Raw genomic sequence first — 24123 nt, forward strand, 5'->3', positions numbered from 1 at the left:
GGAGATTTCTTCTTTCAGTCAAAATATTTGTGATAATTTCAAAGAATAATCAATGATTGAAAAAGATTTTGTATTTTTGCCAAAAATATAAATGTTCCTCTGATTTTATTTTCATAGAAATGATACACATAGACGAAAAATTATACTTTTACCTCATATTTATAATTCCTATTTTGTGGATATTTTACTTTGGTTTGCAAGTTTGGAAACGCAGAGCAAGAACCCGATTTGCAGACAAAACAGCAATGCAAAAGCTAGCACCCGAGCGTTCGGTATTCAAAACGTGGATAAAGTTCGCAGTAATTGCATTGGCACTGATAAGCCTTGTTGTGGCACTTGCCAATCCGAAGGTGGGAACAAAACTTAAAACCATAAAACGAGAAGGTGTAGATATTGTATTCGCTATTGATGTATCAAAAAGCATGCTTGCCGAAGATACAAAACCTAACAGACTTGAAAAAGCCAAAAGAATCACTTCGGAAGTGATAAATAACCTACATGGAGACCGAATTGGATTAGTAGCTTACGCAGGGCAAGCATATCCGCAATTACCTCTTACTACGGACTACTCCGCAGCTAAAATGTTTCTTCAAAACATGAATACGAATATGCTTTCTTCGCAAGGAACAGCCATACAACAAGCAATCAATGTAGCGGGAAATTACTTTCAAAAGGAATCTCCCACAGCACGACTACTTTTTATTCTCTCAGATGGTGAAGATCACGAAATGGGAGCCTCAGAGACAGCTACACAAGCCAAAGATAACGGAATACGAGTATTCACTATTGGCATAGGAACAGAAAAAGGTAGCACTATTGCAGAAAAAAATGGACAAATACAGATTTTGAAACGAGACCTAAATGGAGAAGTTGTCATTACAAAACTAAACAAAGGACTTTTAGAAGAAATTGCACAAGAGGGAGGCGGAAAATACCTAGACGGAACCAATACACAAAACGTGGTAGATGCTATTAAAAACACACTAGAAGGAGTTGAGAAAAACGAATACGAATCGCAAATGTTTTCAGACTACAAAGATCAATTTCAATGGTTTGTAGGTTTTGCACTACTTCTTTTGATAGGTGATATTTTTATTTCGTACAGAAAAACAGCGTGGGTTCAAAAACTAAATCTATTTGGAGAGAAACAACAACAATAATAACACAAAAACAAAACCACCTGCAAAGCAAAGAAATTCGAAGCAAAGAACATTTAAATTGTTTTTCACAAAAACCAACCAAGAGCAAGGCAAAAACAACTAAAAGCAAACAAAAAAACAATTAAAAGCAACACAACAGAAACACGGAGCAACTAAAAAACAACAAGGAGCAACTAAAATAAAAAATAATCAAAAACAAACAAGGAGCAATAGAAAAACAAATTGTTTTTTAACAAAATCACTAAAAATAATTCAAAAGTAAGCGATTCTTTATGAAAAGAAATTAAAAATAACTGAATATCAATTTATTATGAAAAAAATAATTTTTATCATATTTATCATACAAGCAGTTGCTTTTGGTCAAGAAAAAAACAATTCTAAGTCAGAGCAACGAGAATATAAGAAACAGGAAAAAAAATCAACCCTATATACATATCAAGCAAACAAATTATATGAAGAAAAAAAATCTATGAAAGCAGAAGCTGATTATAGAAAAGCTATTTCTCAAAACAAAAACAACACCGCAGCTTCTTACAATATGGGAGATTTGCTATATGAACAAAAATTGTATGGAGAGGCAGGTCATTTTTTCAAAGAAGCATCAATGATTAAAGATGCGAGCAAGGAAGATAAGCATAAAGCATACCATAATATGGGCAATGTATTTATGCAACAAAAACAGTATGACAAAGCAGTAATGGCGTATAAAGAAGCACTTCGAAATAATCCAGAAGATGAGCAAACACGCTACAATTTTGCGCTTGCCAAAGAGTTTTTGAAAAACAATCCGCCTGAAAATCAGCAAAACAAAGACGATAAAGATAATAAACAAAATCAAAATCAAGATAAAAATAATCAAAAACAAGACAATAAAAATAATCAAAACCAAAATCAAGACAATAAAAATAATCCGGATAACAAAAACAATCAAAACCAAGACAATAAAGACCAAAACCAAGAGAATAAAAATCAGGATAAAAAACAAAATCCGAATCAAAACGAAGGAAATAAAGACGGACAAGATAAAGAAGATAAAGGAAATGAATCAGGGCAAGGAGATAAACCTCAAAAAGGTCAGATATCTCCTCAACAAGCTGAGCGTATTCTCGAAGCAATGAATAATGAGGATAAAAAAACTCAAGAGAAAGTAAATACACAAAAAGTGAAAGGACGTCCAGCTCGCTCACAGAAAGATTGGTAAGCATTGTGTCGCATTTTATAATCTATGGACTTTACAGCTATTTTCAATATGTTGGAAAAACATCAGAATAACGATGTAGCCAAACAAATGAGTGCTTATATGCTACATAAGTTTGCATTCTTAGGATTACAATCGCCTATTCGGAAAGAACTTATGAAACCTTTTTTCAAAGAGCAAAAAAAAGCTATGCTCGATTGGGATTTCGTAAAGCAATGTTGGGAAAGTCCATATCGAGAGATGCAGTATATTGCTTTGGAATATCTAAAAATACATCAAAAACAACTTACTTTTGATGACATACCTGCATTGAAAAATCTTATTCTTAGTAAATCTTGGTGGGATACAATAGATTGTTTAGACCGAATAGTAGGAGCCATAGCTCTTGACTATCCACAAACCAACAAGATACTTCTACAATGGTCTATTGATACCAACAAATGGCTTCGACGAGTAGCTATTGACCATCAACTCCTCAGAAAAGAGAATACAAATACCGAATTATTAGAAAAAATTCTCGTAAATAATTTAGAACAAACCGAATTTTTTATCAATAAAGCCATCGGATGGGCATTGCGAGATTATAGTAAGACCAATCCGCAATGGGTAAGGAATTTTATTGAGAAATATGAACATAAAATGGCTAAATTAAGCCTTAAAGAAGCTAAAAAATATTTATAACAAGTCATTTTTTATCATTAGAGTTTAACTATTAAAAAAAATCATAGAATGGGAACATTTACAATAGAAGGCGGACATCAATTACAAGGTTCAATTACTCCACAAGGAGCTAAAAATGAAGCTCTTCAAGTATTATGTGCTGTACTTTTGACCAAAGAGAAAGTAACTATTCATAATATTCCTGATATTTTAGACGTAAATAAACTAATTTCACTCTTAGGAAATCTTGGTGTAAAGATACAGAAAATCGGGAAAGGTTCATATGCTTTTCAGGCAGATGAAATCAATTTAAAGTATCTTTCATCAACACAATTTAACCATGAAGGACAAAGCCTACGAGGCTCTATACTCATAGTAGGACCACTTTTAGCACGCTTCGGAAAGGGGCATATCCCAAAACCAGGCGGGGACAAGATAGGACGCCGCCGTTTAGATACCCACTTTGAAGGTTTTGTCAAGCTCGGAGCCAAATTTGAATACAATGCCGAGAAGCACTTCTACGACGTAACTGCCAAAAGACTTAAAGGAACAAATATGCTGCTCGATGAGGCTTCCGTAACAGGAACGTCCAATATTATAATGGCAGCAGTGCTTGCCGAAGGAACAACAACCATTTATAACGCTGCGTGTGAGCCATACGTACAACAACTTTGCCGAATGCTCAATGCAATGGGTGCAGACATTCAAGGTATTGGCTCTAATTTGCTCACGATAAACGGAGTAGAGAAACTCGGAGGTTGCTCACACACGCTCTTGCCCGATATGATTGAAATCGGTAGCTGGATAGGACTGGCAGCCATGACTCGAAGCGAATTAACTATCAAAAATGTAGGGTGGGAACACTTAGGTATCATTCCAAACATTTTTGCTCGAATGGGAATTGTTTTACAACGCCAGGGAGATGATATTCATATACCGGCACATACAAAAGGTTATGAAATACAATCATTTATTGATGGGTCAATAATGACTATTGCCGATGCACCTTGGCCTGGTTTCACACCAGACTTGTTAAGTATTATTCTGGTAGTAGCAATTCAAGCGCGGGGCGAAGTACTCATTCATCAAAAGATGTTTGAAAGTCGTCTATTCTTTGTAGATAAACTGATAGATATGGGAGCCAAAATAATACTCTGCGACCCGCATCGGGCAACGGTTATTGGCAATGATTTTCGCTCAGCACTCAAAGCAACAACTATGTCTTCTCCCGATATTCGTGCAGGAATAGCCTTGCTTATCGCTGCGCTTTCTGCCAAAGGCACATCGACCATTCATAACATCGAACAAATAGATAGGGGATATGAAAATATTGACCAACGACTAAGAGCAATAGGGGCAAAAATTATTAGAACTAATTGATAATCAATATATAATAGTATACAGTTTAGAAATATGACAATGCAATGGGAACGATTGCTCTCTCTTCGCAAACAAGGCGATGTGAAAGAGCGACTACGCAAAAATGAAAACGAAACACGCTTAGTGTTTGATGTAGATTATGACCGAATTGTCTTTTCAGATTCATTTCGTAGCTTACAAGACAAAACGCAAGTTATACCACTATCTAAGTCAGGCTTTGTACATACGCGACTTACACATAGTATGGAAGTCTCGGTCGTAGGTCGATCGTTGGGTCGGTTTGTAGGCAATGAAATCCTCAAAAAATATCCTCATTTACAACAATTAGGCTATCATACCAATGATTTTGGTACAATTGTAGCCTCCGCAGCTTTAGCACACGATATAGGAAACCCTCCGTTTGGACATAGTGGAGAAAAAGCTCTCGGAGATTTCTTCAAGTATAAAAAAGGAAAAGAAGTGGCAAACCAACTAACCGATGCTCAATACCAAGATTTATGTAATTTTGAAGGAAATGCTAACGGATTTCGCATTCTGACCGAATCACGAACAGGCGTAGAAGGAGGTCTTCGGCTAAGTTATGCCACCCTTGGAACTTTTATCAAATATCCGAAAGAATCGCTTCCTGTGAAACCTACTTTACACATTGCAGATAAGAAATATAACATTTTTCAATCCGAAAAACATTTCTTTGAAGAAGTAGCAACCGAGTTGGGACTGATACGTTATTCACAACAAACGCTTCGCTTTGCTCGTCACCCATTAGCATTCTTAGTAGAAGCCGCCGACGATATTTGTTACACCATTATTGATTTTGAAGATGGTATCAATTTAGGCTGGATTGCCGAAGAATATGCCCTTGAATATCTTTCTAAACTCATACAAGATAGTCGTATAACCAAAGAAAACATTACAAACAAATATCATAACCTACATACACGCGAAGACCGAATGGCTTACCTAAGGGCATTGTCTATCGGAACACTTATTCAAGACGCACAACGTGTGTTTTTAGAAAATGAAGAAGCTATTCTACAAGGAGAGTTTCATACCTCTCTTCTTGACAAAAGTATATATAAAGCACAAATACAGGATATTATAAGTATGAGTGTTGATAAAATATATCGCTCTGGGCAAGTCGTAGAAAAAGAAATTGCAGGATACGCTATTTTGCAGAATATCTTAGATATTTACTTTACAGCCGTAATGAATCATCTGGAAGGTAAAGCAACCTCATACGATACACTAATGCTCAAAACGCTACCACAACGCTATTTTAGTCAAGACAAAACACTCTACGAGATGCTCCTAGGTATCGTCTGTTACATAGCAAGTCTTACTGATACAAAGGTAGCAGAATTACATGCCCGCACTATTGGATTGGTTTCTTAGTCAAACAAATAAAATATTTCTTATTTAAATAAAAAGCACAGCCCCAACGGTTACAAAACTTGTTTCATCAATAAGTATTGCTCCTCCGTTGGTTCTTATTTGTTGGTAACTATCATAAGCCAATGGCGAAGCTGTTTTCAGTTGTACTTTAACCACTTCATTGAGCCTTGCTTGAGTAATATCGGTTTGTTTTTCAAGAGTATTAACATCAAGTTTATAATCAATACCTTTAATCATAGCCGGAACAACTTTGGTGTTATGTTGTAATAGATATCGATTACGAAGATTCATTGGTTTATCGTCCATCCAACAAACAAGTGCCTCTATTTCTTGATTGATTTTTAGCAGATTATCTGGTTTTACTATAAGGTCTCCTCTACTTATATCAACATCTTCTTCCAGATGAAGAACAGCACTTTGAGGAGCAAAAGCCTCTTGAACTAATTTGTTATTTACTTCAATGGCTGAAATAGTTGCCGAAACTCCAGATGGATATACAACTATTGTATCTCCTTTTTTGAAAATACCACTTTCTATTTGTCCTGCATAACCGCGATAATCGTGCAAGTCATCTGTTTGGGGACGAAGTACTAATTGTACTGGAAAACGTCCGTTGGTTAAGTTTGTAGAAGATTGTAACTCTGTGGTTTCTAACAAGTTGAGTAATGTATTTCCAGTATACCATTTTATATTTTCAGAAACATCTACGATATTATCACCATTTAAAGCACTTATAGGAATAAAAGTTACATTTTTCAGATTCAATGATTTTGCAACTTCTTGATATTGAGCTACTATTTCATTATATCGATGTTCGCTATAATCGACTAAATCCATTTTGTTAATAGCAACAACTACATATGGAATATTCAAAAGAGAAGCAATAATTGAATGACGTTTTGTTTGTTCGATAACCCCATTACGAGCATCAATCAAAATAATTATCAAATCTGAATTTGAAGCTCCTGTAACCATGTTTCGTGTATATTGAATATGTCCTGGAGCATCTGCAATAATAAATTTTCGCTTGGGAGTAGAAAAATATTTGTAAGCTACATCAATAGTAATTCCTTGTTCGCGCTCAGCTCGTAATCCATCGGTAAGAAGTGCCAAATCTACACTTCCGTCTTCTCTGTTTTTGGAACTTCGTTCAAGAGCTTCCATTTGGTCTATCAATATATTTTTGCTATCATACAAAAGTCGCCCAATGAGTGTACTTTTTCCATCATCAACGCTTCCAGCGGTTAAAAATCGTAGTATATCCATCTTCTAATTTCTAAGAAAAAACTAAATATTTTGGGGACAAAGATACTAATTTTTAGATTGTAAATAAAATTATTAGCAAGGTTTTGTTATAATTTTGATATTTAATCTGTCAAAAATTTTTTATTAAAAAGAGTTTTTCGTATTTAAAAAAATAAAACAAATAATGTATCTCCGTAATCACTAATAAAAAAATCTATTTGCCAAAAAATAGAATTCAAAAATAAAAAATACCATTGAAAATAAGATAATTATATTTTATGTTTTTGGTAAATTACCACAATGAAAATTATTTATTACACTAACCGGATATACAATAACAAATACGATAGTTATAAGAAATAATAAAAATGCTAAATTTGCCCAATCAAAATTTTACACCCAATGGATTTACAAGACCAACTCAAAAAATTGTTCCCTGACCACAATTTTCAACAAGAAGAAAGAATCCCTGTTGATGACATTTGGCTACAAGACGAGCCTCTTTTGTGCAAATATGAAAAAAGAAACGGAAAACCTCAAACACTCATTGAGGGTTATACAGGTGCAGAAGCTGATTTTAAAAAATTGACCAAAGAAATCAAAACAACACTTGGTGTAGGTGGTTCTTTCAAAAATGATATTATTATTATACAAGGCGATTATCGAGATAAAATTATGCAACTCTTGAAAGATAAAGGATTTAAAGTAAAAAGAGTTGGAGGATAAATTTTTTAAAAATCTCATTTAAAAACAAAAAATTATATATCTAAAAAATATTTTTTAATGTATAGCAAAATAACGTATCTTTGCCGACCAAATTTATTACAAACTAAAATAGATAATAAAATATGAAAGCAGGAATCGTAGGGCTTCCTAATGTAGGAAAATCAACATTATTTAATTGTTTATCAAACGCTAAGGCACAGAGCGCGAACTTCCCATTCTGTACAATAGAACCCAACTTGGGCGTAGTTAATGTACCCGACCTTCGATTGGAAAAACTGGAAGAGCTTGTAAAACCAGAGCGCGTACAACCTGCCGTAGTTGAAATAGTAGATATTGCAGGACTTGTAAAAGGAGCTAGCAAAGGTGAAGGATTAGGAAATCAGTTTTTGGGAAATATCCGCGAGTGTCATGCGATTATACATGTATTGCGTTGTTTTGACAATGATAATATTGTGCATGTTGATGGAAGTGTTGACCCTATTCGCGATAAAGAAACTATTGATATTGAACTTCAACTCAAAGATCTTGATACAATTGAAAAACGCTTAGAAAAAGTAAATAGAGCTGCCAAATCAGGTGATAAAATAGCTCAAAAAGAACAAGAGCTTTTAACTCGTTTTCAACAAGCTTTCTTGAAAGGAATTTCGGCAAGGGCTGTGGAAGTTTCTCAAGAAGAGGCAGAAATTATAAAAGGTTTTCAGCTTTTGACAGCTAAACCTATTTTGTATGTTTGCAATGTAGACGAAAAATCAGCTGTATCGGGCAACAAACATGTAGATGCTGTAAAAGAAGCCATCAAAAATGAAAATGCAGAAATTATCATTTTAGCTGTTGCTACCGAAGCTGATATTGCCGAACTTGAAAGCTATGAAGAACGACAAATGTTCCTACAAGACCTCGGTTTAGACGAACCTGGTGCTTCAAAACTTATTCGTGCAGCGTACAAATTATTGAACTTGCAAACTTATTTTACCGCAGGAGTGAAAGAAGTTCGCGCTTGGACAATAACCATCGGAGATACCGCTCCACAAGCCGCAGGAGTTATCCATTCTGATTTTGAACGCGGTTTTATCCGTGCCGAAGTTATCGCATACACCGATTTTGTTCATTATGGAAGTGAAGCAAAAGTAAAGGAAGCAGGAAAAATGCGTGTAGAAGGTAAAGAATATATCGTAAAAGACGGAGATGTGATGCACTTCCGTTTCAATGTTTAGTTTTTCTATTTTAAGTCTTCAACTTTGGGAAGAAATTTTATTTTTCCCAAAGTTATTTTTTTTGCTAAAAACTACAATGTATATAGAGCAGAAATCCATCTATTGCGCTCAATACTTTCAACAAATTGTAACCCATTATCTTCGCATTTTTGCGTAATGACAATAAGGTCTTCAATAAAAAAACCACTAAGTAAAAGAGTCCCTTTCGGATTAAGGCTTTTAACATAAGTAGGAATATCTTCCAAAAGAATATTTCGATTGATATTAGCAATAATAAGGTCATAACTACGTCCAGCGAGTAACGACGCATCACCCTTTTCTACACTAATAAAATCAAATCCGTTGTGAGATATGTTTTCTGTTGCGTTTTGACAACACCAATCATCAATATCAATTGCCTGAATATCAGTAGCTCCTCTATGCGCTGCCATAATTGCTAAAATTCCGGTACCACAGCCCATATCAAGTACTTTTTTTTCATTAAGCTTCATTCGTAAAATGTGTTGAAGCATCATGTGAGTAGTTTCGTGATGTCCTGTTCCGAAACTCATTTTGGGGTCGATAATAATATCGTATTTTGTATTGGGCTTGGGGTGAAATGTAGCGCGAACCGAGCAAATATCATCAACAACAATCGGAGAAAAATTCTTTTCCCATTCCTCATTCCAATTCACTTGTTCAATTTCTTTCATTTGATAGGAAATCGAAAAATCTGGATTGGTCAATATGAAAATATCACTTAAAAGATCATCATTCCACAAATCTTTTTGGATATAAGCAGAAACTCCACACTCTGTTTCTACAAAACTTTCAAACCCAACTTCACCAAGTTCGGCAATCAATATTTCGGCTCCTTCAATGGGATTTACATCAAAAATATATTCAATATAATTTGTCATTCTGATAAAACTCTGCCTTTTTGGATAATTTTTATGTTAATATTTTTTTCTTCGGTTATTATTATTTGAATAATTATTTTGTTTCTTGTTATTATTTTTGCGTTGAAACTTCGTTCGTTGGAAATTCTTGGGTGCAGACAAATCTTCTTCATAGTTTGCCAAGTTTATTTTCCCTCCGCTGAGTTCTTTTAAGTGTTCAAAAATAACTTCATCTTCAACAGATTCTTTATTCCAGTTTAAGAAGCATTTTTTCATATGATTGGCAATGGCAAATTTCAGTGCATTTTTCAAATCACCTTCTTCCCACGAGTTGCATACTTCAATCATTTGCAAAATATTATTCCCGTAGAAGCGATATTTCGGGTGTCGTTGCGGATAGTTCAAACGAGCAGGCTTCACTCTGACAGATTCCCGCGTAGGGTGTTCAAAAGGCGAATCAACATCAAGTTTGAAATCAGACATTATGAATAATTGATCCCAAAGTTTGTGTTGAAAATCGGGTACATCACGCAAATGTGGGTTCAAATTACCCATTACTGCAATAAGCGCTCTGGCTACGTTGTTACGTTCGGTTCTATCCTGAATAGTCGTTGCTTGCTGAATCAGTTTTTGAATATGTCTTCCATATTCGGGAATTATTAGCGGAGTTCTTTCTGTATTGTATTCCATTTGGTACAAATTGATTAAAATATTACGTTTGGGTAGTTATAGAGATACAATTCCTTCTATTTTTGATGCTTTTTTGTAAAAATCAATTACTTGGTCTGCATTTTCAACAAAGAGTTTTATCGAAAAACTTACATATTTTCCACTGGAAGAATCTTTGGTTGAGATTTCAGTTTGAATTCCGTCAAAAACACTGTAAAGTTCAGCAATTTTTTCTTCTTGTGCAGGAAGAATAAATTTGTACAAATATTCAGTAGGGAATATTGTATTTTCTTCTAATTTCGCTTTGAGTCGTTTGTAAAAATCCTCTGGATTTTGAGTTTGTGCAGACATATTTTTATTTTGGGCAAAGATACGTATTTTTAATAATATCACGACTTTATTTTGACAAATAAAAATTCTTTTGTTCATAAAATAATTTCACAAGCAGAATAAAAATTTGTACTTTTGCACAAATATTTCTTGCTATGAAAATAAAAGGATTCAAATTAGATAAGAACAAACGTTTTAACTATACTCCTCGCTATTATAACAGCAAAGACACTGGTAATCCGTATAAGTTTGAGGAACGTATCCGTAAGTATCGCGACACGACCAATACAACTATCGGTACTCAATGGCAAGATATTCGTAACGAAAGTCGAAATCGAGACAACGGAGAGATTAACAGAACACTTATTATTGTTTTTCTCATTCTTTTGCTGATAGCTTTTTATATACTTGATTTTGATTTGAGTATATTTTTCAAAAAATAATTTTTAATTTTTTCTACAACGAAATTACATAAATGTCAGATATTATACAACTTCTACCTGATCACGTAGCTAATCAGATTGCTGCTGGTGAGGTTGTTTCTCGCCCTGCATCAGCAGTAAAAGAGTTGCTTGAAAACGCCATAGATGCGCAGGCTACCGAGATAAAGTTAATCGTCCGAGATGCTGGGAAAACATTAGTACAAGTCATTGATAACGGAATAGGAATGTCTCCAACCGATGCACGCTTGGCTTTTGAAAGACACGCAACGTCAAAAATTCGCTCAGCGCAAGACCTTTTTTCTCTCAGAACAAAAGGCTTCCGAGGTGAAGCGCTTGCCTCAATCGCTGCAATTGCACAGGTTGAACTCATTACAAAACAGACCGATACACAAACAGGCACACATATAAAAATAGAAGGCAACAAAGTTATTTCGCAAGAGCCTTGCGTAACGAATACGGGTACATCTATCTTGATGAAAAATCTGTTTTTTAACATTCCTGCTCGACGTAATTTTTTAAAATCAGACAATGTAGAACTTCGACATATAATAGATGAATTTCAAAGAGTAGCATTGGCTCATACCGATGTCCATTTTTATTTTTTCAGCAATGATACTGAGGTGTTTAACTTGCCTGCAACCAATCTAAGACAACGTATTGTCCATATTTTTGGAAACAAATATAATGAAAAATTAGTTCCTGTTAGCGAACAAACTGAAATGGTTTCTGTAGAAGGCTTTGTATGCAAACCTTCTTCCAAAAAGAATAAAACAGCTCAATTTTTCATTGTAAATCAGCGATTTATAAAGAGTAGATATTTGCATCATGCTGTAAATAGTGCCTTTGAAGGACTTTTAAAAGATGGCGAACAACCCGAATATTTTCTGTTTCTCACCCTTGATCCAAAAACGATTGATATTAACATTCATCCAACAAAAACAGAAATAAAATTTGAAGACGAACATACTATTTACGCTGTTTTGCGCTCGGTAATAAAACATAGCTTAGGACTGTTCAATGTAGCTCCTTCTATTGATTTTTCGCTTAGTCAAGACTTGCAAACACCTTATCATTACAAAGATAAAGAGGCGCAAACACCTACATTTCAGGTTGATTCATCTTTCAATCCGTTCAAAATGGAGCAATCTTCTTCGGGAAAAATTGCTTCAATAAAAACTTTTTCAAAAGAAAAAAAAACAAGCCCTTGGGAGAGTTTATACACCGATATTCCTTCGCGAGTGAATAGTTTTGAACAAATATCGGAGATAGAGTTTCCGTCCAAATTACCTACACTCTTTGATGAAGATACGGCTTTGCAAACCTCATCAACTATTTTGCTCTTCCAAAGGAAATACTTGGTTACGCATCTGAAAGAAAAAATCCTATTCATACATATAAATAGAGCGCACGAACGAATTTTGTACGAGCAATTTCTGAAAACGATTTCTTCGGGCAAAAGTTCAAGCCAACAACTGCTTTTCCCGATAGAATTACATTTTTCGCCCGTTGAGATGCATACAATAACCAAGCTCCAAGACGTATTGGAACGAGCTGGTTTTGTTTTTGAAATAAAATTGGATACACTATCTCTGACAGGAACACCTATTCATATAAAAGAAAGTCAAGCACGTGAAGTATTACAACTTCTTATTGACAACGAACTTGATGAGCTGCCGCACAATGACATATTACAACACGAACTATTAGCAAAACACTTGGCAAAAAGTTTAGCTATTCGCACCGGGCAATCGCTTCCCCAAGAAGCCCAAGAACAACTCATTCAAGACCTTTTTTCGTGCAAAGAACCTTATTTTTCGCCTTTTCAGAAAAAAATATATACAGAAATTTCGATAACAGATATAGATAATAAATTGAATTGATTATGCAAATTACACCAGCTATTAAGCATCTTATTATTGCAAACGTTGTTTTCTTCATTATTGCAGTGTTTGTACCCAATTTTCAAGGATTGACAGCCATTTGGTTTTTTGAAAACCCTAACTTTCATTGGTGGCAATTCATCTCACATATGTTTATGCACGGAGGCACTACGCACCTGATATTCAATATGTTTGCCTTGTGGTCATTCGGTTCCCCATTAGAACAAATATGGGGAAGCAACCGATTTTTATTTTTCTATTTTGCCTGTGGATTGGGAGCTGCGCTAATTCATTCTGGGGTAAATTATTACTACTTTCAAGAAGGATTTTCGCTTTTACTCAAAGAAGGATACAGCTCACAAGAAATCTTTGAAATACTTGAAAAAGGCAAATACTATACCGCTTGGGAAACAATGCTTCCTGCTGAAACTTTTCAAAATATGATGAGCGCTTACAATACACCTGCCGTAGGAGCTTCTGGGGCTGTATATGGTATTTTAGTCGCCTTCGGTATGCTATTCCCTAATGCCGAATTGATGCTTATTTTCTTTCCCGTTCCCATCAAAGCCAAATATTTTATTCCTATTTTGGTCGGATTAGATTTGTTCTCTGGTATTACTGGTTTTTCTATTTTTGGAGGAAATATCGCTCATTTTGCTCACGTGGGCGGGGCACTTATTGGTTTTATTCTGATGTGGATTTGGAGGAAAAAAAATCGTTTTTTTGTTAGTTAAGTTTTCTCTAATATGGATTTTTTTAACTTTTAAACAATTAAGAATAAACATATTACATATTTTTCTTGATATTTTTTTATTCAAAATTATTTCGTCTGATAGCGAGTAAAATACGCTTTTTACATACAGAAAATGAAAATACTACATACAGCCGATTGGCATATTGGCAAACGATTACACAAATACGAACTCTCGGAAGAATTTGATTTGTTTGTTCAATGGCTTGAAAAACTAATTATTGAGCGAGGCATTGAGGTAGTTCTTATTGCAGGAGATATTTTTGATTCGAGCAATCCGTCTGCACAAGCTCGCAAGCAATTTTATCAAACTTTGGTCTTATTATACAAATTGAATTGTCGGGTAATTATAACTAGCGGAAATCATGACTCTTCGGTTGTTTTAAATGCTCCTAAAGATTTATTCAATGAACTAAATATCAGTGTTGTAGGCAATCTCCCTGATGATATTATCCAGTGTATTTTCCCAATAGAAAATACTCAGGGAGCAATTGAAGTTGTGGTGGCTGCAATTCCTTTTTTGAAAGATAGCGAACTTTTAAAATTTTCAGAAAATACTTCACACGAAAGCCGATTGCAAACAATTCAAGAAGGTATTGAGCGTGTTTTTATAAACGCTTGGGCATATTGTAAAACTCAATATCCGAATATACCTTCTATCGCAATGGGACACTTATACACATCAGGAGAGATTACAACTTCGGAAAGTGAGCGTGACATACAAATCGGTAATCAAGCGCGCTTTGAGATTGATGCTCTTGAAGGAAAATTTGACTATATCGCACTGGGGCACATACACAAACCACAACGAATAAAATCAAAAACACCAATATTGTATAGCGGCTCACCTATTGCGCTTTCGTTTAGCGAGCGTAACGATTTGAAACGCATAATTCTACTTGATACGCAAAAGGGATTTGAGCCCGAAAGCATCACAATTCCGTCATTTCGAAAATTGATTACCTTGCGTGGCAATTTGCACGAAATCAAAATGAAATTGGCTAATTTGCACGAAGCATTACCCCTTGTAAGTTTGCTCGAAATTCAGTTAGTTGAACCAATATATTCTGCTCAAATAGAAGATGATTTTACACAATTGGTAACAAATTTTCACCAAAATGAATACGAAATAGTCAAAACAAAAATGATTTTTGAAGACCGACTTACGGGTTCTTCGGATTTGTTTGAATTGCATCAGCAACTCTCGGATATAAAACCTCAGGAAGTATTTGCCAAATTGTTAGAAAATCAACCTTACGACAAGGCTACTCGGCAAGAACTCTTTGAAGCTTTTTCAATTCTTTTGGAACAAGCCAATGAATTGCAATAATCTTTTTGAATTTATATTTTTTTATTTATTTTCTTATAAATATTCTAAAAAATAGTAATTTTGCACACTATAAAATCAGTATTATGAATCTTTCTCTTTTTGGAAAAACCGTAGTAAGTGGGATAAAATATTTTGCCTATTTTTTTGTTTTATTTTTTGCATATCGCTTGATTTTCTTAGGTGTTTATGGTAGCGAACTATTATTCAAAAGCCACAAAATGGACATTGTCCGAGCTTTTCTTATGGGAATGCGATTTGATATTTCAGCTATTTGCTACGGATTTCTTCCTGTGGCGCTATTTTGGTTGGTAGCCCTTTTTATCTCAAAATCTTTTTCTGAAAAATTTGAAAAGATATACCTGACCTTCTGCAAATATTATTTATTACTTGTGTTATTTGCATTTGTTTCATTACAAATTATTGACTTTTTCTTTTATCAATTCTTCCAATCGCATATCAATGTTTTATTTTTTGGAATTTTTAATGATGATACTTCAGCAGTACTTCGGTCGGTTTGGACAGATTATCCGATTGTCAAAATCATACTAACTTTTGCTGTAATTATAATAGGTTTTCTTCAAATTCATCGTATTATAAAAAGAAATTTTGGACAAAAAAATCTCTCGAAAACCTTATGTTTGGCTTTCCTTTTGATTTTTCCATTATTTTTTATTGGTATGCGAGGAAGTTTAGGAGTTTTTCCTCTCAGAAGAGACCATACCAATGTAAGTCCCAATAGTTTTATCAATTCACTTTGTTATAATCCTATTTATGCTCTGGAGTTTGCCAGAACTGAACTAAAAGAAAATTATATCAATCCAGATATTTCAAACGAATTGCAAGCAAATGGTTTTAAATCATTTAACCAAGTAGAAGAGTTGTACAGAGAGCAAGTTATTGATTCTTTCGATTCGGATATGTTTTCTAAAACTCCTTCCAACGATTTTCTGAAAAAAAATCCGCCCAATGTGGTTTTCTTTCTGATGGAAAGTATGAGCAATCATTATTTTGAACTTCACAACGAAGAACTCAACTTATTAGGCGATTTAAAAGACCTATTGCCCGATTTGTACTATTTTAGAAATGGGTTATCTTCGTTCAATGGTACGATTTCGACCTTAGAAAATTTGTTAGTCAATACTCCCAAAGGAATTATCTCGCAATCACCTTATTTTAGTACACCATTTTCTTCTTCGGTAGCAAAACCTTTCAAAGAACAAGGCTATCAAACATTATTTATCACAGGAGCCAATGTTTCGTGGCGTAATGTAGATAATTTTATCAAACAACAATATTTCGATTTTATAGAAGGAAGTTCGCATATTGAGCAACAATTCCCCACAGCCGAATCGTTTGCTTGGGGCGTACATGACGGATACCTTTTTGAATATATCGCTCAAAAACTTGCTGAGCCTTCCTCAAAGCCTCAATTTATTTTTTCGCTTACCGTTAGCAATCATACACCTTATGAAATTCCGTCTCATTACAAGCCCTATCCTATCAAAATAGATGCTGTCGAAAAAGAAATTCGCGTTGATAAAAAAATGGCTATTGATAACTTTTATTCGCATCAGTACGCAGCATCTGAGTTAGCCAAATTTATACAGAAAATCAAAAATTCTCCATTGGGAAAAAATACGATTGTTGTAGCCACTGGCGACCATAATATTCGGCAAGTTTTTGAATATGATAACGAGAATATGTTTCTAAAACGTAGTGTTCCTATCCTTTTTTATATTCCTGAGGCTTATAAACCTGCCTTTTTCAACCCTAACATAATGGTTTCGCACAAAGATATTTTCCCAACTTTGTTTCATCTGAGTTTGTCAAATCAAAAGTATGTATATTCAGGAGATAATATGTTCAAAAAATCATCTAATTATCGTTTTGGTATCAATAATTATGATTTTATTGCCGATTCTATCGGGGTGGTTAGCACGGAGAATAACAACTCAATGTATTATACGTGGAAAGATAGCCTGAAACGAAAACTTCAATTTGATGATATTTCCGCTTCGCACGCCCAATTTATGCTGATGAAAATGAAAACTTTTGGAACTTTACAAACGATTCATATCTATAAAGACATTGAAAACAAAAATAGAAACTAATTCTTAGAACAAACTCCCCTGCCCTGACGGATTAAGTCGGGTTTTGCCCAAATGCTTGTATGCCAAGTCAGTAACTTCGCGCCCACGAGGAGTACGTACAATAAATCCTTGTTGAATAAGAAAAGGTTCATATACCTCTTCAATCGTTTCGGCACTTTCTGAAACAGCAGTAGCTAGCGTTGATATTCCCACAGGCCCACCTTTGAATTTATCAATAATAGTAGTCAAAATTTTATTATCCATTTCATCTAACCCGTGCGTATCAACATTGAGTGCTTTGAGTCCAAATTGTGTAATTTCAATATCAATTTTTCCATTGCCTTTTATCTGAGCAAAATCGCGTACTCTACGCAAAAGTGCATTGGCTATACGCGGTGTGCCACGACTTCGACCAGCTAGTTCTATAGCAGCTTCCATTGAAATAGGTACTTGAAGTATCGAAGCACTTCGTTGAACAATATCAGCCAAAAGTTCCGTAGAATAATATTGCAAGCGAGACTGAATACCAAATCGGGCACGCATAGGCGCTGTAAGCAATCCTGAACGCGTAGTTGCTCCAACCAAAGTAAATGGATTTAAACTAATTTGAACACTTCGCGCATTGGGACCAGATTCTATCATAATATCAATTTTGTAATCTTCCATTGCCGAATACAGATATTCTTCCACAATGGGACTTAATCGATGTATTTCATCAATAAAAAGGACATCGCGCTCTTCCAAATTGGTCAAAAGTCCCGCCAAATCACCTGGTTTATCAAGCACAGGTCCCGAGGTTACTTTTATCCCTACTCCCAGCTCATTTGCCAAAATATGCGCCAAAGTAGTTTTCCCAAGCCCAGGAGGTCCGTGAAAAAGTGTATGATCAAGGGCTTCTCCTCGCAAATTGGCAGCTTTAACAAAAACTTTAAGATTTTCCAATACAACTTCTTGCCCTGTAAAATCATCAAATGAAAGCGGACGTAAAGCTTTTTCAATATCTAACTCTTGAGCTGAAAATCGGTCTTTATTCGGATTGAGATGTTCGTTCATATAGTATAAATTCGTGCAAATATACTAATTTTAAAAGAAAAAAAGAGAATTAACCAAAAAACCTTTGAAAAATTAGTTTTCTTTTTTTAGAAAAAATACTATCTTTGCGCAAAATACAGATTATCAAATGAGCCAAGAAGTAAGCAAACGATACGCACAGCGAGGCGTTTCTGCCTCTAAGTCGGAAGTACATAGTGCTATTCAAAATATTGATAAAGGACTTTTTCCGAAAGCCTTTTGTAAAATTGTTCCTGATTTTTTGACCAATGACAACGAATATTGCCTGATTATGCACGCCGATGGAGCAGGAACAAAATCTTCGTTGGCATACGCCTATTGGAAAGAAACAGGCGATTTGTCCGTTTGGAAAGGTATCGCACAAGATGCCCTTATTATGAATATTGATGACCTTCTGTGCGTTGGCGCCACCAATAATATCTTGCTTTCTTCAACCATTGGGCGAAACAAAAATGTAATTCCTGCACAAGTTATTTCGGCTATTATCAATGGTATGCAAGAACTTATAACAGAACTCAAAGATTACGGCATTACAATTCATTCTACAGGAGGTGAAACTGCGGACGTAGGTGATTTGGTTAGAACCATTATTGTTGATTCTACGGTTACTGCCCGAATGAAACGAAGTCAAGTAATTGATAATGCGAACATTAAACACGGTGATGTAATCGTAGGTCTGGCTTCATTCGGGAAGGCTATTTATGAAAATCAATACAACGGAGGAATGGGAAGTAACGGACTTACTTCTGCTCGACACGATGTTTTTGCTAACTATTTAGCAGAAAAATACCCTGAAAGTTTTGATACTTCTTTGCCTAATGAATTGGTATATTCTGGTACAAAAAAACTAACTGATGCTATTGAAAATTCACCTATTAACGCAGGAAAATTAGTACTTTCGCCAACACGAACTTACGCTCCAATTATAAAAAAAATACTTGAAAACTATTCTCCAAAAGATATTCACGGAATGGTACATTGCAGTGGAGGAGCTCAAACCAAGATACTTCATTTTGTAGATAATCTGCATGTCATCAAAGATAATTTGTTTAACATACCTCCCCTATTTAAACTCATTCAACAAGAATCAAAAACCGATTGGAAAGAAATGTATCAAGTTTTCAACTGCGGACATCGAATGGAATTATACGTTCCTGAGCAAATCGCTCAAAACATCATTGATATTTCAAAATCTTTTGAAGTTGAAGCACAAATTATCGGTCGTGTCGAAAAATTTGAAACCAAAAAACTAACTATCAAAAGTGAGTTTGGCACATTTGAATATTTCTAATTTTTCAAAATGAATACTTATATTCAAATACGTTGTGCTTTTTTATATTTGTGTATCACGATAATACTCGGTATATTACTAAGGTCTGCGTATGTAATTTCTCCTTTTTTCAATTACCAATTTTTGCTCCATACCCATTCGCATATAGCTATTTTGGGGTGGATTTACACAATTATTACTGCGCTACTGAATCATTCATTTCTAGAAGAAAAATCGCAAAGAAAATATCGTAAGTTATTTATTTTCACGCAAATAACACTTACAGGAATGTTATTTAGCTTTCCTTGGCAAGGTTATGGCTTTTTTTCAATATTTTTTTCTTCGTTATTTTTATTAGCTTCATATTGTTATAGTTATTTTTTTCTAAAAAATATTTCTTTTGATAAGAAAAAAAATCCATCATACAAATTTGTAAGAGCAAGTATTTTTTTCTTACTTTTTTCAAGTATTGGAATATGGGCATTACCTGTTATTATAGCAACTTTGGGCAAAGAAAGCCCGATGTATCAATCTTCAATTTATTTCTTTTTGCACTTTCAATACAACGGATTTATACTAACGGCACTGACTGCTCTTTGGGTTCAAAAATTAGAAAAAATCAGTAATAATATAAAATTAACCACTTGTTATTATGGAGTTTTGGTAGGTATTTTAGGAACATTATTTTTGTCTTGGACAGGACTTTTTCAAACCCAATGGATGTACTGGATTGGAGGTATTTCTGCTGTTATATGGCTTATTAGCTTACTGATAATGAGCTATTTATATTTTCAAAAAATTAAAAAATCTGTTTTACTATCCATTTTTGTAGGAATGCTTTTAGTAAAAACGATTTTTCTTTCTCTGGGAATTTTTCCTTATGTTGTCAAACGAATTTTTTTTAATACCGACCTTATAATAAGCTACTTACACTTTACATTTTTGGGTGTTATTATGTTTGGAATTTTATATTTTTTGAAAGAAAAATTGAAAATAATACTTTCCTTTTGGTCTATTTTGATTTATACAATAGCTTTTTTATCAACCGAAATTCTTATTTTTTACAAAGGAATGGCAATATGGTTTGGATTTAATTTGCCCACCAATTATTTTAATTTACTCTTTATTTTCAGCTGTTTATACTTAATTGTTATCTCTTGGACAAGGCAAATTTGGAAAATGAAATCATAATCTTTTAATTTTAAGCTAAAAAAATTTTTTCTATAAAAATAAATTGGAATACATTTGGAAACAATACAAATGCAAATCAAAGAGCTAACCATTCTATATTTCTTCAGATTTATTTAATAGCTAATTTATGTAAAAAAAGTATTCGGAAAACACCGAAAAAGGAATTGCTATACTTGGAAAATTTGGTCAATAAAAATTCTACGCTATGGTAAATTTTCTAACTATTTTGCACAAATTCTTTGAATTTGAAAACTATACACATTTGGCAAGTGATACCTTTGTTAATTCTGGAAAAATTACAAGAGTTTATTGAATTGAATGATTGGAATGATCAGAGAACTTCGTTTAGCCGATTTTTTTAAACTCAATGAAATCTTCAAAAGAAAAAACATTCACTTCAAGCCAACTATTACAAAATCCGAAAACTTATATAATTATTGACTTAATAAAAAAACAGCCTTTAAAAAGGCTGTTTTTTTATTATAAAACGAATTTTATTCTTCTTTTTTAGAATGTTGTATTTTTGGGCGATGTACCTTTTCAGGACGAGGCAATAAAGCCTTGCGAGATACACGAGTTTTTTTAGTTTTAGGGTCAATACCCAAATATTTTACCTCAAAGATATCTCCTTCTTTAAGTATATCTGTAACTTTTTCTGTCCGCTCCCAAGCCATTTCTGAAATATGAAGAAAAGAATCTTTTCCTGGCATAAACTCTACAATAGCTCCAAAATCAAGCAAGCGAACAACTTTTACCGAATACGTTTGTCCTTCTACGGGTTCAAACGATACCGCTTTGACCGCTTCTATGGCTTGTTCAATACCTTGCGCATCAGTTCCCAAAATTTCCACAATACCCAACTCACCAACCTCTTCAACGACAATCGTAGTTTTGGTACACTCTTGAAGCTCTTGGATATTTTTACCTCCTGTACCAATGAACGCTCCAATATATTCTTTTGGCATTTCCATTTTTACAATTTTCGGAGCATGAGGTTTCACTTCAGAAGCTGGTTTTGCTATTGTATCAGTTATTTTGCCCAATATGTGCATACGTCCTTCACGAGCTTGTTCAAGGGCTTTTTCAAGAATTTCATATGTTAATCCTTTTATTTTTATATCCATTTGACAAGCTGTAATTCCATCTTTGGTTCCTGTAACTTTAAAATCCATATCACCCAAATGGTCTTCATCACCCAAAATATCGGAAAGAACTGCATAGCGATCGCCATCAGTAATAAGCCCCATTGCAATTCCTGAAACTGGTTTTTTCATCTGAACCCCAGCATCCATAAGTGCTAATGTTCCAGCGCAAACTGTTGCCATAGAAGACGACCCATTCGATTCTAACACTTCGGAAACCACGCGAACTGTATAAGGACAATCAGCTGGAATCATTCGTTTTAATGCACGTTGTGCCAAGTTTCCGTGTCCGATTTCTCTACGAGAAGTTCCTCGAAGAGGGCGAGCCTCTCCTGTTGAAAAAGGTGGAAAATTATAATGTAAATAGAACCGCTCTTCACCTTGTTCTGTGGGGAGATCAATAACATTTGCCTCACGTGATGTTCCCAAGGTAACCGTCGCCAAAGCCTGTGTTTCACCTCGTGTAAAAATAGATGACCCATGAGGTGAAGGCAAATAATCAATCTCACACCAGATAGGACGTATTTGCGTTGTATTTCGTCCATCTAAACGGATATTTTCATTCAAAATCAGATTACGAACTGCCTCTTTTTGAGCTTTTCCAAAATATTTGGCAATTAAAGCTCCATATTCTTCTAATTCTTCTTCGTTAAATAAGGCTTCACACGCTGTTTTTACAGCATCAAACTTATCACTTCGTTCGTGTTTTGTTGTGTTCTCTTTGGCAATGGCATAACACTTATCATAGCAGAAATCATAGACTTTTTGAGTGATTTCTTCGTTTTCTTCGGGAACTTGATATGTTCTAATTTCTTTACTAATTTTCGTAGCTAAGCGTTGCTGTGCCTCAATTTGCACTTTAATAGATTCGTGAGCGAAATGAATTGCATCAGCCATTTCTTTTTCAGAGACTTCGTCCATTTCTCCTTCAACCATTGCTACAAAATCTTTGGAAGCCCCAACCATAATGTCCATATCTGATAGTTTCAACTGCTCAGGACTTGGATTGATTACAAATTTCCCGTCAATACGCCCTACACGAACCTCTGAAATAGGTCCATCAAAAGGAATGTCAGAAACGGCAATACATGCCGAAGCTGCCAATCCTGCTAAGGCATCGGGCATAACATTTTCATCGTGAGACATCAATTGAATCATCACTTGAGTCTCACAAAAATAATCTTTTGGAAACAACGGGCGAAGAACTCTATCAACCAAGCGCATTGTAAGTACTTCTTGGTCACTTGGGCGAGCTTCGCGTTTGAAAAATCCGCCAGGGAAACGCCCTGCTGCTGCAAATTTCTCACGATAATCTACTGTCAAAGGTAGAAAATCAACCCCTTCTCCTGCTTCTTTATTGGAAACTACTGTGGCAAGGAGCATAGCGTTGCCCATACGTACCACAACAGAACCATCAGCTTGTTTTGCCAATTTGCCCGTTTCGATAGATATTTCTCTACCATCATCAAGGACAATGATTTCTTTTTTTACTTCTGGAATCATAAATTCGTAAATTTTAAAAAATTAAACAAAAAGCTGTGTTGTTGTAGTTTATTCCCAATGGTCAGTTAGCACTGACAGGCTTCTTTTTTGTTGGTTTTTTGTAAATTCATATTTACTTAAAAATTGTCATAAAAACAATAAATTTAAATTTTTTCTTTACAAGAAAGAAAAAAAGAGGCAAAAAAGCCTCCTTTTGCAATTATTTTCTAATACCCAATTCTTTAATGATAGCTCTGTAACGCTCAATATCTTTTTCTTTAAGGTAATCAAGCAAACTTCTGCGTTTACCTACTAATCTTACCAAAGAACGCTCTGTATTATAATCTTTACGATTTTTACGCAAGTGTTCTGTTAAGTGATTGATTCGATGTGTAAATAGCGCTATTTGCCCTTCGGCAGAACCTGTATTAGTTTCACTTCCGCCATGTTTTTTGAAAATTTCTGCTTTAACTTCTTTCGTTAGATACATTCCAATATTATTTAAATGATTATTATGTACTTAAAAATTCGGGTGCAAATATATAACAATATTTTTATATAGCAAATTTTTCATTGATTTTTTATTAACAGCAATTTCATTTTCAACAAAATTGCCTCCTA

At 34.5% G+C, this 24123-nt stretch carries 21 protein-coding genes; 14 read left to right on the plus strand and 7 right to left on the minus strand.

Annotated elements, in window-relative coordinates; all coding sequences use genetic code 11:
• Positions 1-119: 119 nt before the first annotated feature.
• From OO775_RS02920 to dgt, 5 genes are all read left to right on the plus strand, one after another.
• Positions 120-1160, plus strand: a complete 1041-nt coding sequence (locus tag OO775_RS02920; protein ID WP_264845513.1) for a vWA domain-containing protein — start codon at positions 120-122, stop codon at positions 1158-1160.
• Between the two features lie 310 nt (positions 1161-1470).
• Positions 1471-2361, plus strand: coding sequence for a tetratricopeptide repeat protein (locus OO775_RS02925; protein ID WP_264845514.1), 891 nt, complete (start codon positions 1471-1473; stop codon positions 2359-2361).
• Between the two features lie 24 nt (positions 2362-2385).
• Positions 2386-3039 (plus strand): DNA alkylation repair protein, encoded by a 654-nt coding sequence (locus tag OO775_RS02930; protein ID WP_264845515.1) that lies wholly within the window; start codon positions 2386-2388, stop codon positions 3037-3039.
• A 48-nt stretch (positions 3040-3087) separates the two neighbouring features.
• A complete protein-coding gene (gene murA, locus OO775_RS02935; protein ID WP_264845516.1) occupies positions 3088-4398 on the plus strand; it encodes a UDP-N-acetylglucosamine 1-carboxyvinyltransferase in 1311 nt (436 codons plus the stop codon).
• 39 nt (positions 4399-4437) lie between these two features.
• Complete coding sequence (dgt, locus tag OO775_RS02940; RefSeq protein WP_264845637.1) at positions 4438-5790, plus strand: dGTP triphosphohydrolase; 1353 nt, start codon at positions 4438-4440, stop codon at positions 5788-5790.
• 24 nt (positions 5791-5814) lie between these two features.
• Here dgt and OO775_RS02945 read toward each other — a convergent pair whose 3' ends face one another.
• Positions 5815-7056 (minus strand): sulfate adenylyltransferase subunit 1, encoded by a 1242-nt coding sequence (locus tag OO775_RS02945; RefSeq protein ID WP_264845517.1) that lies wholly within the window; start codon positions 7054-7056, stop codon positions 5815-5817.
• A gap of 381 nt (positions 7057-7437) precedes the next feature.
• On the opposite strand from OO775_RS02945, the gene OO775_RS02950 reads away from it, so the two are divergent.
• Complete coding sequence (locus tag OO775_RS02950; RefSeq protein ID WP_264845518.1) at positions 7438-7761, plus strand: translation initiation factor; 324 nt, start codon at positions 7438-7440, stop codon at positions 7759-7761.
• Positions 7762-7883: 122 nt separating this feature from the next.
• Positions 7884-8975: a redox-regulated ATPase YchF gene (gene ychF / locus OO775_RS02955; RefSeq protein ID WP_264845519.1), complete on the plus strand. Its 1092-nt coding sequence runs from the start codon at positions 7884-7886 to the stop codon at positions 8973-8975.
• Between the two features lie 71 nt (positions 8976-9046).
• Here ychF and prmA read toward each other — a convergent pair whose 3' ends face one another.
• The 3 genes from prmA to OO775_RS02970 are packed head-to-tail and all read right to left on the minus strand — an operon-like array spanning position 9047 to position 10873.
• Positions 9047-9874: a 50S ribosomal protein L11 methyltransferase gene (gene prmA / locus OO775_RS02960; RefSeq protein ID WP_264845520.1), complete on the minus strand. Its 828-nt coding sequence runs from the start codon at positions 9872-9874 to the stop codon at positions 9047-9049.
• 36 nt (positions 9875-9910) lie between these two features.
• Positions 9911-10543, minus strand: a complete 633-nt coding sequence (locus OO775_RS02965; RefSeq protein ID WP_264845521.1) for a DUF4290 domain-containing protein — start codon at positions 10541-10543, stop codon at positions 9911-9913.
• A 36-nt stretch (positions 10544-10579) separates the two neighbouring features.
• Complete coding sequence (locus tag OO775_RS02970; protein WP_264845522.1) at positions 10580-10873, minus strand: DUF493 domain-containing protein; 294 nt, start codon at positions 10871-10873, stop codon at positions 10580-10582.
• Positions 10874-11007: 134 nt separating this feature from the next.
• Here OO775_RS02970 and OO775_RS02975 point away from each other — a divergent pair, with 134 nt between their 5' ends.
• The 5 genes from OO775_RS02975 to OO775_RS02995 all read left to right on the plus strand — a co-directional run bounded on the left by OO775_RS02975 (position 11008) and on the right by OO775_RS02995 (position 17367).
• Positions 11008-11295 (plus strand): hypothetical protein, encoded by a 288-nt coding sequence (locus OO775_RS02975; protein WP_264845523.1) that lies wholly within the window; start codon positions 11008-11010, stop codon positions 11293-11295.
• 32 nt (positions 11296-11327) lie between these two features.
• A complete protein-coding gene (mutL, locus tag OO775_RS02980; RefSeq protein ID WP_264845524.1) occupies positions 11328-13175 on the plus strand; it encodes a DNA mismatch repair endonuclease MutL in 1848 nt (615 codons plus the stop codon).
• Positions 13175-13909: a rhomboid family intramembrane serine protease gene (locus OO775_RS02985; RefSeq protein WP_264845638.1), complete on the plus strand. Its 735-nt coding sequence runs from the start codon at positions 13175-13177 to the stop codon at positions 13907-13909. Before mutL ends, OO775_RS02985 begins: the two co-directional genes overlap by 1 nt.
• Before the next feature lie 132 nt (positions 13910-14041).
• Positions 14042-15256: a metallophosphoesterase family protein gene (locus tag OO775_RS02990; RefSeq protein ID WP_264845525.1), complete on the plus strand. Its 1215-nt coding sequence runs from the start codon at positions 14042-14044 to the stop codon at positions 15254-15256.
• 83 nt (positions 15257-15339) lie between these two features.
• The gene (locus tag OO775_RS02995) at positions 15340-17367 is read left to right on the plus strand and encodes an LTA synthase family protein (RefSeq protein WP_264845526.1); all 2028 of its coding nucleotides are present in this window, start codon (positions 15340-15342) and stop codon (positions 17365-17367) included.
• A gap of 3 nt (positions 17368-17370) precedes the next feature.
• On the opposite strand, the gene ruvB is transcribed toward OO775_RS02995, so the two are convergent.
• A complete protein-coding gene (gene ruvB, locus OO775_RS03000) occupies positions 17371-18399 on the minus strand; it encodes a Holliday junction branch migration DNA helicase RuvB (protein ID WP_264845527.1) in 1029 nt (342 codons plus the stop codon).
• Positions 18400-18526: 127 nt separating this feature from the next.
• Between ruvB and OO775_RS03005 the strand changes: the two genes are divergently transcribed.
• Together OO775_RS03005 and OO775_RS03010 are read left to right on the plus strand one after the other, a co-directional pair.
• Positions 18527-19708, plus strand: a complete 1182-nt coding sequence (locus OO775_RS03005) for an AIR synthase related protein (protein WP_264845528.1) — start codon at positions 18527-18529, stop codon at positions 19706-19708.
• Positions 19709-19717: 9 nt separating this feature from the next.
• Positions 19718-20878 carry a hypothetical protein gene (locus OO775_RS03010; RefSeq protein WP_264845529.1) on the plus strand — a complete coding sequence of 387 codons (1161 nt, stop codon included), beginning with the start codon at positions 19718-19720 and terminating at the stop codon, positions 20876-20878.
• A gap of 494 nt (positions 20879-21372) precedes the next feature.
• On the opposite strand, the gene OO775_RS03015 is transcribed toward OO775_RS03010, so the two are convergent.
• Both OO775_RS03015 and rpsO read right to left on the minus strand, forming a co-directional pair.
• Positions 21373-23523 (minus strand): polyribonucleotide nucleotidyltransferase, encoded by a 2151-nt coding sequence (locus tag OO775_RS03015; RefSeq protein WP_264845530.1) that lies wholly within the window; start codon positions 23521-23523, stop codon positions 21373-21375.
• A 199-nt stretch (positions 23524-23722) separates the two neighbouring features.
• Positions 23723-23992: a 30S ribosomal protein S15 gene (gene rpsO, locus OO775_RS03020; protein ID WP_264845531.1), complete on the minus strand. Its 270-nt coding sequence runs from the start codon at positions 23990-23992 to the stop codon at positions 23723-23725.
• Between the last annotated feature and the right edge of the window lie 131 nt (positions 23993-24123).

Source organism: Capnocytophaga catalasegens (assembly GCF_026005215.1).
In the GTDB taxonomy this organism is placed as follows: domain Bacteria; phylum Bacteroidota; class Bacteroidia; order Flavobacteriales; family Flavobacteriaceae; genus Capnocytophaga; species Capnocytophaga catalasegens.